This window comes from Parvularcula dongshanensis (assembly GCF_014199615.1).
Taxonomy (GTDB): Bacteria; Pseudomonadota; Alphaproteobacteria; order Caulobacterales; family Parvularculaceae; genus Parvularcula; species Parvularcula dongshanensis.
This window is the reverse complement of record NZ_JACHOB010000011.1, coordinates 1-14,104: the sequence shown is the minus strand read 5'-3', so window position 1 is coordinate 14,104 and position 14,104 is coordinate 1. Positions and strand designations below refer to the sequence as shown.

Genomic DNA, 14,104 nt, shown 5'->3' with positions numbered 1-14,104 from the left:
CCCTCGCCGAGCGTCACGCCGAGCCGCGCCAGCTCGCCGCCGATCGCGGTCCGCCGGTCCTGGCGAGACGGCAGGTTGATCACCACGATCCGGTCGCAAACGCTACGCAGAGCGTGTTGTCCCGGCAGTTTTGCCGCTGTCCGCTTCACAATGATCCCCTCAAAGCCTCTCTCGATCAGCCCCTTACAAAACGTATGCCAGCGCTGATAGCGCTAACGAACTATCATTTAGAATGGCAAAATTGTGGCGGGTCCGCGGTGACGTATCAGGAAATGCTCTCGCTAGGAGATTTAGTCGCGAATGGCTCCGCCACCGGAAGAATGCTGTCGTGACCATCGCAGCTCTCCAGGACACCGTGGTATGATCCTTAAAAATAGAACTGGCACCGAAGGTGGCTCTCCGATAATGTTCTTAGGGTTGTCCCCCTATCTGCCCACACCGCCATCTTTCCAAGGTTCGTCCGAACATATAGTCGCGACCACTCGGGAGGGGGGGGCAAGCCAAAGGTCTACCGCTTCGCGCTGATCCGTTCCGTCAGCGCGCTCGCAATATCTGTGTCCTGCTACGGCGACCGCCGCGCTCGGCGACAAGACCTTCGAGTTCAGAATGCCGCGAATGGCTCGCAAATCAGCATTGTGGCCGCCGGCCGGTACCTCCCAGCGCCTCTCAACGACCGATGCTAATGCTCCTCGGGAGCGATCAGGCCCTCGGTGACGACCCACGTGTCAGGGAAGGCGGTTCTCATCGCGACCAGCCAGGCACCGAGTCGCTCCGACGGTACGCAAGAGACGAAGCAGCCACCGAACCCGCCGCCCGTGAGGCGAGAGCCGAAGGCGCCGGACCGGCAGGCATGCTCGGTCATCTCGTCCATCGCCTTCGGCACGATCTCGAAGTCGTCCCGCATCGAACGGTGACTTTCGTTCATCAAGGCGCCGAAAGACTGAACGTCGCCGTTCGCGAGCGTCTCGATGGCGCGAAGAACTCGGCGATGCTCGGTGATCGCATGCCGGGCTCGTCGTGCGATAGGATCGGGTAGGGCCGCTGCGCGTGCCAAGCCGTCATCGTCGACGGTGCTGAGATCTTCGATGGAGGCCAGTCCCAACGCTTCGGCAGCTTCGGCGCAAGCATCACGGCGCGCTTTGTAAGCCCCATCGGCGAGTTGCCTCTTCAGACCGGAGTGCAGGACCGGAAAGGCGTAACCTGTCGGCAGAGGGACTTGCCGATAGGCAAGCGTCCGGGTGTTCAGCGCCATCGCGAAGCCCGGTTCACCGGCAGCGACGGCCATCTGATCCATGATCCCGCACGGCATGCCGATGTCCTGGGTCTCAACCTCCTGAGCCCAGCGGGCGAGCTGCTCGGGCGGGGTGGTGCGGGCTGTCGTCTCGGCGGCGGCGCGTAGAAGCGCGACGAGAAGCGCTGCCGACGAGGAAACCCCGGCGCCGTCCGGGATCTCACTGTCGATGAGGTACTCGCCTCCGGTCCCAGGGGGCAGAAGCCCAACCGCGATGGCCTTGCGATGGCCGGCGAGCAGATAGTCAGACCAATGACCGTCAATTGCTTCTTCAAGCTCCCGCTCGACCGGTTCGGCGAACCGTTGCGAGCGGACCGTGACAGTGGTTCCGCCAGCCGTGAAGAGGAGGCGTAAGCGTCCTGGAATGGGCGTCGGCAAGACGGTGCCGCCCGTGTAGTCGATGTGTTCCCCGATCAGATTCACGCGTCCAGGAACGCTGACTTGGACTGCGGCGCGGCGGCCGAACTCGGACGCGAACGTTCTCTTGAGCTGCTCGTCCTTGGTCGTGGACATCAAATAGCTTCCCTCAAGACTTTCGCGGCGGCTTCCGGCATCACGTCGACGGTAAAGACGCGGCTCGCATGCTCGACGGTCGCGAAGTACTTCAGGCGGTCGGGCGCGCGCAGCAGACAGTAGAACTGTGTGGTGAACTGAAAGTTTGACGCCTGCCCGCCCGGCGCGGCCTGTAACGACATCATTGTAGGGGCCTCGCGGCCGAACAGCGCATCGTAGCGGCGTGTCACTGCCCCGAGGAGGTAGGCGTAGGCCTCGAAACCTTCGCGATCGAACGCCCAAGGACCTTGTACCGCTTGTCGCCCAGCGATCCAGACCTCGTAGGGATAACGGGCGAAGGGCGGCACGAAGGCGCATAGGGGGCCTGCCCGCTCGATGATGTAGTCATCCCAGGACGGAAGAAGCGCAGCTAGGTCGAAGCCGTCAGCGAATGCCTTCGCAGCGCGCGCCTGCGTTTCGGGAACGAAGGGGAAGGCATAGATCTGTCCGTGGGGGTGGGGAAGGGTGACCCCGACCTCGCGCCCCCTGCTCTCGAAGGGCATGACGAAGCGGGCGCCCGCGTCGTGAAGGTGATCGTAACGGTCCGCCCAAACCGAGACGAGAAGCTGTCGCCGATCTTGGTCGAGCGTTCCCAGATTGCCGTCCGAGTCGGGGCTGAAGACTACGACTTCGCAGTCTCCCGACGCGACGCCCATCCTGACGCCATGCGGCCCTTCCTTCAGGTCGGCCTCGGGGTGGAGCCCTGCGAAGCGGTTTTGGAAGACCGCAACCTCGAAATTGGCGAACTCTACCTCCGTCAGAGGGCCGCCTGGCCTCGTGGGGGCGAGGGGATCCTCGGCGGCGGAAGGCATGAAGGTCCGGTTCTGGCGGTGCGCCGCGTAGATCGACCACTCGCCAAGCAGCGGATGCCAGCGAAGCTCGGCGCCTGCGCCGGCGCCTTCGAGGCTTTCGGGTGCCGGTGCACCTGTGGGTTCCGAGTAGCCGAACAAGATCAGGCGCCGTCCATCCGCCTTCGCGTGCTTGCGGCGGAAGACCGTTCGGCCTGAAGGGGAGGTGAACGCTTGAGCGGAAGAGTTCGTCACAGCCTGCTCGTCGTCTTGTTCAAGGTACGCTTCTAGCCACCGCTTGCGACCGTATGCGAGGAGGCTCATGGGTGCAATCCGTTGCGCCGGTATCCGCTCCCCTTTCCGAATGTACGGTTCGCTCCCTGCACCGGACTGAGCCTCTATATCAGAGACTACGCCGTGGGTCCGGCTGTGCCTACGGCGGCAATCCTCTCTGCCTCTACTTTTCCCCCTTGCAATCGGATGGCGCAGCAAACTAGCCTTTGCTCAATCGATTGCCATGGACGATCGAACGGATAGGGAGACGACGAGTGGGCAAGTTGCGAGCGATGCTTTTGGCCGGTGCGGCGGTGACTGCCATCGGACAGGCCGGGGCGCAGGAGAACGACGATCTCGAGCCGACGACCCAAGACGAGTACGAGGACACGATCATCGTCACCGGCTCTGCATATCAGCGCGCGCTCGCTGACGCGCTGAACGAGAAGCGCAACGCCGGCAACATCATCGAAGCGGTCTCCACCGAGGACATCGGCAAACTGCCGGAGATCTCGATCGCCGAGTCGCTGGCCCGCCTGCCTGGCCTCGCGACGAACCGCGACCGCGGCAATGGGACTGAGCTGTCGATTCGTGGCCTGGGACCGGACCTTTCGAACACGCTGCTCAACGGTCGCGAGATCGTCTCGGGCGAGGCGAGCCGGAACGTGCGCTACGAGCAGTATCCGGGCGAGCTGCTGACCGGCGCCTACGTCTTCAAGTCACCGACCGCGAGCCAGGTCGAAGGCGGGGTTGGTGGTACGGTCGACCTGCGCACGGTCCGGCCGCTCTCGTACAGCGACCGGCGCATGGTCGTGAACCTGCGGGGTAGCTACTTCGACCTCGGTGACGACATCGATGACGCGGACACCCTGGGATATACGGGCTCGGTCTCCTTCATCGATCAGTTCGCGAACGACACGATCGGGGTCGCGGTCGGCTACGCGCGCCGCGTTCAGCCGATTACCACGGCGCGGACGAACGTCTTCCCCTACGTCAACAGCTTTTCCGACCTCGACGGGGACGGCGTCGTCTTCGACTTCCCGAACCAGGAGTTCGACGGCGACGCGATCCCGACCGGCTTCGAGTACCTTGTGCGCGGCGGGGAGGATGTGCGCGACGGCGCCGTGGCGGCGGTGCAGTGGCAACCGAACGACCAGTGGGAAGTGAACCTGGACGGCTTCTGGTCCACTTTCGACTTCCGTGAGAACCAGCGCGGGATGCGCGTCCTGCAGCTGCCCTTCGGCAACAGCCTGTTCGACGCTGAGGGCGCGGACGGCTACGTCACGGCTCTGTCCGCCTATCAGAACGAGAACGGCGGGGCGGAGGGCGACGACTTTGGCCTTGCGATCCGTACGGTGAACGAGGAGTTCACCTACAACGACGACCTCTACGCGACGGGGGTCAACGTCGCCTGGGAAAACGAAGGCTGGCGGGTTGAAGGCGACCTCGCCTACTCTTGGACGCAGCGGGACGCTCAGTTCGTCACCGTGCAGACCGAGCCGCACTACATCGACGAGAGCGGCACGCCGAACACCTATGACAACGGGCAAGAGGTCAGCTTCCGCACCGATGGGGGCGTGGGCAGTTTCACTTCGAACGTCGACCTGACCGACCCGTCCATCAACCTCCCCTTCACGGTCGAAGTGCCGGACTCCGACACCACGACCGACGAGCTGCTTTCCGGCAAGCTCGACGTCGCGAGAGAGTTCACCGGGTTCCTGACGGCGCTGAAGTTCGGAGCCCGCTTCACCGACCGCGAGAAGGAACTGGTCGCCCGTTCCGACTATCCATACTTGAACCCGGCCGATAGACGTGCCGTGCCCGGCAACCTTCTCGGCGACCCGCTCGTAGGCTTCGGTAGCTTCGAAAACGTGCCGTCGGTCCTGACTTATGACATCTACGGTGTCATCGACGAGCTTTTCGGCGGTATCGATCCGCAACAGTCTAGCGACGACCTCATTACCGGATGGGTCGTCGAGGAGAACCTCACGGCGCTTTACGGGCAGGCCGATTTCGAGTTCGCGCTGGGAGCCATTCCCGTAACCGGAAACGTCGGTGCGCGGTGGGTGAAGACGGGCGTCACTTCGTCCGGCTACCAGTTGATCGACAATGGCGACGGCAACCCAGCGGCCCCCCAGCCGGTCGTCTACGAGAACGAGTTCAGCGACTGGCTGCCCTCGCTCAACCTGTCCTTCAACCTGACGGACAACCAGAAGCTTCGCCTCGCCCTGGCGCGCGCCATCGCCCGTCCGGCGCTCGACGATCTTCGCGCTGGGATCGGGATCTACAACTATGGCACGGCCGAGGGCTACGCCGGTAATCCCTTCCTCGAGCCGTTTCGGACCGATCAGATCGACCTGTCCTACGAGTACTACTTCCCGAACGAGGGCGCGTTGACGCTTGCGGGCTTCTATAAGGACGTCGACACCTTCATCGTACGTCAGACCGAGTTCGGCGTCCCGCTCGCCGGGCAGCCCGATGCGGACACGAACCAGCTGACCCAGCCCGTCAATGGGACCGGCGGGTACATTCAAGGCATAGAGGCGTCCTACCAGCAGCCGCTGAGCTTCCTGCCCAGCTTCCTGTCGAACCTCGGCGTGTACGGAAACTATACCTACATCGACAGCGACATCTCGGTGAACCCGGCCTTCGTGACCGGCAGCTATCCGCTGCCCGGACTATCGCCACATACCTTCAACGGCCAACTCTGGTACTACGACAGCGGTTTCGAAGCGCGCTTCGGCTACCGTTATCGCGACAGCTTCGCGACGGAGCTTGGGGACGTACCGGGCCAAGTGCTGTTCAACGACTCTGAAGAGATCCTAGACTTCCAGATGAGCTACACCTTCCAGGAAGGCGCGTCGCTCGAAGGGCTCCGGATCCTCTTCCAGGCGAACAACCTGACGAACGAGCCCTTCCAGACCTACTACGCGAATGAGGCGGCAAGGGCGCGCTACGAAGAGTTCGGGCGACGGTTCTGGGCCGGCTTCTCCTACGAGTTCTAAGAAACAACTTCCGCCGGGTTGCTCATCAGGGCGCCTGGCGGAATGCTCCGGGGGAGGACCCGCAATGACTTCCAGTTCGACCTGTCGCCTGCTTCTCCTGCTCATCGCGTCGGCTTGCGCGGCCTCTCCCGAAACGTCTCCGCAGCAGAGCCAGCCGGCTCCCGATCCTCGTGCTGCGCCGCGACCGGCCCCGAGCCTGGATTTCGTGTTCGGCGCGGACCTTTCCTACGTCAACGAGATGGACGACTGCGGTGCCGTCTACCGCGATAATGGAAGGGCCGAAGACCCCTACGAAATCTTCGCGAAGCACGGAACGAACCTGGTCCGGCTACGCCTTTGGAACGATCCGGACTGGACCGAGTACAGTACGCTGACGGACATCAAGCGAAGCATCCGCCGCGCGAAGGACTCTGGCATGGCCGTGCTCCTCGACTTTCATTACTCTGACGACTGGGCCGATCCAGGCGATCAGAAGGTCCCCGCGGCATGGGCGGATCTGAGCGAAGACGCGCTGGCGGAGGCCGTCTACAACTACACGCTCGGAACGCTGACGGAGCTTGCCGGTGAAGGTCTCTACCCGGACATGGTCCAGGTCGGTAACGAGACGAACACCGAAATTTTGCTGCCCGGCAACGTGCCTGAGGACCAACCCATTGACTGGGCACGCAACGCCAAGCTCCTCAATGCCGGCATCCTCGGCGTCCGGGCGGCAGGCGAGCAGGTCGGAGAGACGCCCAAGATCATGCTTCACGTGGCGCAACCCGAGAACGTCGAGCCGTGGTTCGACGACGGCCTGGCGGCGGGCCTCTTGGACTTCGACGTCATCGGCATGAGCTACTATCCGAAGTGGTCGACGCGCGACTTGGACGGGCTCGAGCAGACCATTCGGCGCCTGCGACACAAGTTCGGCAAGGAGGTCGTCGTCGTCGAGACCGCCTATCCCTTCACCCTCGATGGCGAAGACGCGGCGCCAAACCTTCTAGGTCAGGACTCTCTCATCGAAGGCTACCCTGCGACGCTCGATGGGCAACGGCGCTACCTCACCGACCTGACCCAAACGGTTCTGTCTGCGGACGGGCAGGGCGTGGTCTACTGGGAGCCGGCCTGGGTCTCGACCGGTTGTTCGACTCGGTGGGGGAAGGGGTCCCATTGGGAGAACAACACCTTCTTCTCCTATGGCGATACCAAGGCCCACTCGGGCTTCGACTTCATGACGGCTACGTACGCGGCGCCCCAAGAGGTGAAACTCGTGTTCAAGGGCGCGGGCGACGGTACGGCGTACCTTTGGGCGGACTTCCTTGGCGGACGCGACTTCACCCTGCCGCTCGAACCGACGGCGCAAGGTTACACCTATGCGACGCGCCTGCCGGCAGGCATGCCGGTCGAATTCCAACTCTACGCCGATCCGGCGCTCGACGAGCCTCTGCTCGGAGCGGAGATGCAGAGTTTGACGGTCGGCACGGGCAATAACCGCTACGAGTTCGAGTTCTGAGAGCCGATGTCGCCTCCAGGCGGCGAAGCGGCCTAACGAGATATAACGGCGCTCGACGCCGATAATAGAGGAAACGCAGGAACGGCATGCAGCTGACCGCCATCGATCTACTCGTCGTGCTCGCCTACGCGATAGGCCTCTTCGCCCTCGCGCTCTTCGTCAGCCGCGAGCGGCCAGGCCACAAGAAGAATACGGAAGACTACTTCCTCGCCGGCAAGGCGCTGCCTTGGTGGGCGATCGGCGCCTCGCTCATCGCGGCGAACATCTCCGCCGAGCAGATCATCGGCATGTCGGGCTCGGGCTTCGCCGTGGGCCTCGCCATCGCGTCGTACGAGTGGATGGCGGCGATCACGCTCGTCATCGTGGGCAAGTTCTTCCTGCCGATCTTCCTCGAACGCGGCATCGTCACCATGCCGCAGTTCCTGGAGGGCCGGTTCGGGCCGTCGGTGAAGTACGTGATGAGCGTCTTCTGGCTCGTCCTCTACACGGTCGTGAACCTGACGACGATCATGTGGCTGGGGGCAACTGCGGTGAACACGCTGACGGGCCTCGACATGTTCTGGGGCATGGCGGCGTTAGGCGCGTTCGCGGCGGCCTACTCTCTCTATGGCGGCCTCAAGGCGGTGGCGTTGACCGACATCGTGCAGGTGGTCCTGCTCGTCTTCGGCGGTATTCTGATCACTTGGATCGCACTCAACGAGTTCTCGGGCGGGCAGGGTGCGCTCGAAGGCTTCGCCGAGATGCAGGCGCGCCTGCCCGAGCGGTTCGACATGATCCTCAGCCGCGACAACCCGGAGTATCAGAACCTTCCGGGCATCGGGGTGCTGATCGGCGGACTTTGGATCATGAACCTCAGCTATTGGGGCTTCAATCAGTACATCATCCAACGCGCGCTCGGCGCCAAGAGCATCCGGGAGGCGCAGGCAGGGGTGCTGTTCGCCGGCTTCCTGAAGCTCCTCATGCCCTTCATCATCGTTCTGCCTGGCATTGCGGCCGTGGTTCTGGCGCCCGAGATCGACAGACCGGACCAAGCCTACCCCGCGATGATGGCGATGACACCGGTCGGAATCAGGGGGCTCATCTTCGCGGCGCTGATCGCGGCGATCGTCTCTTCGCTCGGCTCGATGATGAACTCGATCTCGACCATCTTCACCCTCGACCTCGTGCGTCCGCTCCTGATGCCGAACGCACCCGAGGGGCGGCTCGTGACCATCGGACGAAGCGTCAGCTTCGCGGCGCTGGTCCTCGCGCTGTTTCTCGCGACGCCGCTCCTCGGCAACTCTCCGCAGGTCTTCCAGAACATCCAGAATTGGACGGGCCTGTTCACGCCGGGGGTCGTCGCGATCTTCTTCCTCGGCATGTTCTGGAAGCGCGCGACCGAGATCGGCGGCCTTTTCGCCGTCGTCTCCTCCGTCGTCCTTTCGCTCGTTTGGCCGGCTCTCTTCCCCGACATGCCGTTCATGGACCGGGTCGGGCTCGTCTTTCTCCTGGCGCTCGGGATCGGGGTCGCGGCCTCCTACCTTCAAAAGCCGCCTTCTGAAGGGAAGGTCGTCGATCTTCGCGGGGTCAGCTTCACCACGGGCCCAGGCTTCAACCTCGGCGCGGTGGTCATCGTCGCCATCCTGATCTTCCTCTACGGCGTTTACTGGTAAGGAACGGCTTCCATGCGATTGCTTCGCCTCCTGACCATCCTTCTTCTGTCGCAGCTCGCGGTGGCCCAAGCCCACGCGCAGGAAGGAAGCGACGAGCTTCCCGCGTGGCGGGATCCTGAGGTCGTAGCGCTCAACCGCGCGCCGATGCGTGCCTACTTCACGCCCTACGAGACGAAGGCCTTGGCCGAGACGGGCGATCCGTCGGCGTCGCGCTACTACCAATCGCTCGACGGGACCTGGTCGTTCGGGTTCTTTCCCAATCCCGATGTGGTACCTCGCGACGTATCGTCGCCGCGCTTCGACGAGGACGGCTGGGGCACGATCGAGGTGCCGGGGAACTGGGAACGACAGGGCTACGGCAAGCCGCACTACGTTAACGCGGACTACGTCTTCGAGGACGATGCCGACACGGTCGCACTTCCTTTGGAAGACAACCCGACGGGCGTTTACCGGCGAACGTTCGACGTCCCGCGAAGCTGGCGCGGGCGCACCGTCTACCTCCGGATCGGCACTGCGAACTCCGGTGCCTACGTCTGGGTGAACGGTAAGAACGTCGGTTACACGGAGGACTCGAAGCTACCGGCCGAGTTCGACGTGACGAGCGCGCTTCGACGCGGGAAGAACCAGGTCACGATCGAGGTCGTCCAGTGGACCTCCGGCAGCTACCTCGAAGACCAGGACTTCTGGTCGATTTCCGGCATCGAGCGCTCGGTCGAGTTGTTCGCGCAACCGCCCGTCCACCTCGGCGACGTCTTTGCGCGTGGCGGGGCGGACGGCGCGTTCGCGCTAGACGTTGCGTTGCGGGGGGAGGGCAAGGCCCATACCCTCTCTTACAGCTTAAAGAAGGACGGTGCGGTCGTACTCGAGGGAATGAGCGATGCCGCGCCCGGCGCCACCGTCACCTTGCAAGGCCAGGTCGTCGACGTCCGTCCTTGGACCGCCGAGACGCCGGATCTCTACGATCTGACCGTGACTCTGGCGGATGTGGACGGAAGCGTGGTCGAGGCGATGTCGGACCGCGTCGGCTTCAGGACTGTCACGGTCGAGGGCGGCCGCCTGCATATCAACGGGATCCCCGTCACCTTGCGCGGCGTGAATCGGCACGAGCACGACCCGGTCAGGGGCCGGACGATGTCCCTAGAGCTCATGCAGCGCGACGCGGCACTGATGAAGCAGTTGAACATCAACGCCGTTCGGACCTCCCACTATCCGAACGATCCGCGTTGGTACGACATCGCGGACGAGGTCGGCCTCTACGTCGTTGACGAAGCGAACGTCGAGAGCCATTGGTACATGGGGGACCCGGACGCGTGGCTCGGGAACAGGCCGTACTTCTACGACAGCCATCAGCAGCGCATTCGCCGCATGGTTGAGCGCGACAAGAACCACCCCTCGATCATCATGTGGTCGCTCGGCAACGAGGCGGGCGTGGGCAAGGCGTTCGAGGACGCCGCAGCCTGGATCCGCGAGCGCGACCCGACGCGCATACCCGCCTTCGAGGGGACGGGACAGCTGACGGGCGCGCACAACCCGCGCGACTTCCTCGACCTCTACACACCGATGTACGACCGCGTGGCGGAGATGGAGGACTACCTTGAGCAGGGCTACGGCAAAGCGATCATTCAGTTCGAGTACGCCCACGCCATGGGCAACAGCCTCGGTGGCTTCAAGGAGTATTGGGACCTGATCTGGGCGGAGCCGATGGCGCAGGGCGGCTTCATTTGGGACTGGGTGGATCAGACCTTCCTCGAAGAGGACGAGGAAGGTCGTCCGTACTGGGCCTATGGCGGCGATTACGATGAGGGGCGGAACGACGGGAACTTTCTCGCCAACGGGCTCATCCAGCCCGACCGGACGCTGAACCCCCACGCCTACGAAGCGCAGGCGGTGATGGCGCCGGTCGCCTTCGAGACGGTGGATCCGTCCAGCGGCGAGGTGACGGTCGTCAACCGCCACGACTTCGTGGGCCTGTCGGGCCTCGATCTGTCCTGGTCGCTTACCGAGGACGGTATCGAGGTCGAGAGCGGTTCGCTTGAGACGCCCGACGTCGAACCCGGCGGGCAGGCTATGCTGAGCGTGCCTCTGCTTGACGCGGCGCCGACGCCCGGCGCCGAGCGGCACCTGATGGTGCGCGCGATGGCGAAGGCGGACTACCAACCGCTCGTGACGGCAGGGCACGTCGTTGGGTGGGGACAGTTCGCTTTGCCAGGCGCCGCTGCGCCGACCTCTTCGCCGCCCGAAGGCGAACTAACGGTCGAGGAGACGGCCGACGAGTTGCGTATCGCAGGCGATAGCTTCGCGGCCGTGTTCGATCGTGAGAGCGGCCTTCTGTCCGGACTGGAAAGAAGTGGCGAGAACCTACTGCTCTCTCCCTTGCGTCCGTCCTTCTGGCGCGCGCCGATCGACAACGACGTCGGCGGCGGCATCGCGGAAGCACTAGGCATCTGGAAGGACATGCATGAGAGCCGGGTCCTGAACACCATAGAGGCCGTCGAGCGCCCGGACGGCGTACTCGTCACCGCTCGGGCTCTCTACGGAGACGGCGTGCTCGCCTACACGACCCGCACGCTCGTGCGAGGGGACGGCGTGCTCGAAGTCGACAACATGGTCGAGCCACTGTCGGACGACCTGCCAGAGTTCTACCGGATCGGCATGACCGCGACGGCACCAGGGCGCCTCGGTACGGTGGAATGGTTCGGCCGGGGGCCTCACGAGAGCTACGCCGACCGGAAGACCGGCGCTGCGGTCGGGCGGTACGAGGGGAGGGTGGCGGACCAGTTCCACGACTACTCCCGGCCGCAGGAAACCGGAAACAAGGTCGACGTTCGTTGGCTCTCCATCCGCGACGCGGCCGGGGCAGGGTTGCTGATAACAGGCAAACCGCTTCTCAGCGTCACGGCGTTGCCCTTCCCCTACGACGACTTGGCCTGGGTTCCCGGCGGTCAGCGTCACGGCGCTGAACTCGTGTCCAAAGACGTAGTGACGCTGAACATCGACGCGGCGCAGATGGGCGTCGGCGGCGACAACTCGTGGGGTTTCTGGCCGCTCGAAGAGTATCGACTGCCGAGCACGAATTATCGGTACGGCTTCACACTTGGCGTGGTGCCACGAGTCGGCGAGTCCGCTCTTTCGCGATAATTGGTGAAGCCCGTTCATTAACCGAGGCTACGGTTCGGCCTGGGTTATCTCTTACTCGTCGCCTGCATCGCTGTCTTCTGCGAGGAGATCTTTCCGCGCGCTATGATGCCTCTGAACCCCTGTGAGGCCGAGCATTGTCGAAGCGTAGCGCATGTTCATGCTAGGAGAGGGGAAAGCGCTTCTTGCTGGGTGCCTCGCCGGCGTTGGCGCGCCGACGAGGGCACGGTCGTTACAGCTGTTTGGGGTAGAATTATGAGCCGATCGAACGCGAAGAAGGGGGACGTGACCATCTACGATCTCGCGGAGCAACTCGGGGTTGCGCCTTCGACGATCTCAAGAGCCCTGGCTGGATCGACGCGGGTCAGCCAAGAGACGCGGGACCGCATCGTGAAGGCTGCCGCAGCGGCCAACTACTCCGTCAATACGAGCGCTCGTCATCTTCGACAGGGGAGAACGAACACCGTCGAAGTCGTATTTCCCCTCGCTGCGTCTAAGCAGCAGAGGATGACGGACCCGTTCTACCTGGACATGCTGGCGGTGGTCGCTGACGCTCTTTCCGAGCGAAACTACGATTTCCTGTTCGTTGATCGGTTGCCCTGGGACGATCACGTCCGCACTCGCCATCACCGCGTCGACGGAATGATCGTGATCGGGCAGGGAAGCGATCAGGAGGCGCTGCGAGAGTTCACCAGGACCTACAAGAAGGTCGTCGTTTGGGGCGCACGTGTGCCTGGCGACGAGCATGTCACGGTGGGAACCGACAACGTGCTCGGAGGGAAGATGGCTGCTGCGCATCTTCTCGGCCTCGGCCGCAGGAAGATCGCCTTCATCGGCGACCCAATCGAGCCGGAGATGGAACAACGGCGGCAGGGGTTCATGCTAGCGCATGAAGAAGCGGGTCGCCCGGTCGATCCCAAGCTCCTGTTTCGATCACCCTTCGACTCCCATCGTGCGAAGATCGCGACGCGATCATTCGTTGCGAGCGGTCGAGAGTTCGACGCCGTGGTTTGCGGCAGCGACGTCATTGCGCTTCACATGATCGACGCGCTGACGAGCGCTGGGCGCCGCGTTCCGGAGGACATCGCCGTCGTCGGCTACGACGACATTTCGCTTGCCTCAGCTTTCGGACAGTCGCTGACGACCGTCAGCCAGCAGATACCCGTCGGTGGACGACTGATGGTCGATCTCCTGTTCTCCGTCCTCGAAGGTGGAGAGGTTCAGCCCGCTGTCATTCCGCCAGAACTTCAAGTGCGGAAGAGCTGCGGCGCGCAATTGGGCAGGTTTCAAAAGTAGGCTCCTGAGTTTGTAATTTTAGGCCTTTCAGTTGGATGGTGCGCTCTCTCGCCTCATCATCTCGTCGTGCCTGCTCAGTAATGGGAATGAGAGGCACCGACTGTCCTCGATCGGTCAGCGGTACATCGTCCGGAGTTCTGCGGTAGGCCCCCTCGAACTGGGGCAAGTGCCCACCGACGTCGGTGAGGACGTAGACTGAGCGGTTGAGCGGTGCAGTCTTTAATGCGAAGTCTTACGGCCCTTTTGACGCCACATAGCACGGCCATGTCCGCATCCTCGTGAGTTAGGATCGTGGTCTGGTACCGAACGGTTTTGCTGAAGCCCACTTGCAGGATGACGCTGACCCTCTCGGTAGAATGGCGCGCGAGCCTATGTCCGGCTGGCTAAGCCATTGACTTATCATATCGATTGGAGATTTGGTGTCATATGCTCCACGAGCCGCGAACATTGCGCGACGACGCGTTCACAGTCTTCGTCGCGGCATCAACTCAAGCGGAGTGTGCCTCCGCGATCGGCTTCGCTTCTGCAGCGCGGTTACGCACGCCGTCGGCGTGAGGGGGTTGGGAGGGCGTGATGTATGACGGGGCGGGGTGTGGTTTGACGACGGCGATCATCGGGGC

General features: G+C 63.4%; 7 protein-coding genes. 5 read left to right on the top strand and 2 right to left on the bottom strand.

Translation table 11 applies throughout. The annotated features are described in order from the left end of the window. Window positions 1-679 precede the first annotated feature (679 nt). Together galK and GGQ59_RS14585 are read right to left on the bottom strand one after the other, a co-directional pair. Window positions 680-1,804, bottom strand: coding sequence for a galactokinase (gene galK / locus GGQ59_RS14590; RefSeq protein ID WP_183819916.1), 1,125 nt, complete (start codon window positions 1,802-1,804; stop codon window positions 680-682). Next, the gene (locus tag GGQ59_RS14585) at window positions 1,804-2,886 is read right to left on the bottom strand and encodes a hypothetical protein (protein ID WP_221401090.1); all 1,083 of its coding nucleotides are present in this window, start codon (window positions 2,884-2,886) and stop codon (window positions 1,804-1,806) included. The genes galK and GGQ59_RS14585 overlap by 1 nt, the downstream gene beginning before the upstream one ends. Window positions 2,887-3,179: 293 nt before the next feature. Between GGQ59_RS14585 and GGQ59_RS14580 the strand changes: the two genes are divergently transcribed. The 5 genes from GGQ59_RS14580 to GGQ59_RS14560 all read left to right on the top strand — a co-directional run bounded on the left by GGQ59_RS14580 (window position 3,180) and on the right by GGQ59_RS14560 (window position 13,484). After that, window positions 3,180-5,909, top strand: a complete 2,730-nt coding sequence (locus GGQ59_RS14580; RefSeq protein WP_183819912.1) for a TonB-dependent receptor — start codon at window positions 3,180-3,182, stop codon at window positions 5,907-5,909. A 205-nt stretch (window positions 5,910-6,114) separates the two neighbouring features. Continuing rightward, window positions 6,115-7,401, top strand: coding sequence for a glycoside hydrolase family 53 protein (locus GGQ59_RS14575; RefSeq protein WP_221401089.1), 1,287 nt, complete (start codon window positions 6,115-6,117; stop codon window positions 7,399-7,401). Between the two features lie 86 nt (window positions 7,402-7,487). Beyond that, on the top strand, window positions 7,488-9,053 hold the full coding sequence (locus GGQ59_RS14570; RefSeq protein ID WP_183819909.1) for a sodium:solute symporter family transporter: 1,566 nt from the start codon (window positions 7,488-7,490) through the stop codon (window positions 9,051-9,053). Window positions 9,054-9,065: 12 nt separating this feature from the next. Then, window positions 9,066-12,191, top strand: coding sequence for a glycoside hydrolase family 2 TIM barrel-domain containing protein (locus GGQ59_RS14565; protein WP_183819907.1), 3,126 nt, complete (start codon window positions 9,066-9,068; stop codon window positions 12,189-12,191). A 282-nt stretch (window positions 12,192-12,473) separates the two neighbouring features. Continuing rightward, window positions 12,474-13,484 (top strand): substrate-binding domain-containing protein, encoded by a 1,011-nt coding sequence (locus GGQ59_RS14560; RefSeq protein ID WP_183819905.1) that lies wholly within the window; start codon window positions 12,474-12,476, stop codon window positions 13,482-13,484. Window positions 13,485-14,104: the final 620 nt, after the last annotated feature.

Coding starts and splice junctions, on each gene's coding strand:
- galK (WP_183819916.1), bottom strand. CDS start 1,804: ATGTCCACGACCAAGGACGAGCAGCTCAAGAGAACGTTCGCGTCCGAG.
- GGQ59_RS14570 (WP_183819909.1), top strand. CDS start 7,488: ATGCAGCTGACCGCCATCGATCTACTCGTCGTGCTCGCCTACGCGATA.
- GGQ59_RS14565 (WP_183819907.1), top strand. CDS start 9,066: ATGCGATTGCTTCGCCTCCTGACCATCCTTCTTCTGTCGCAGCTCGCG.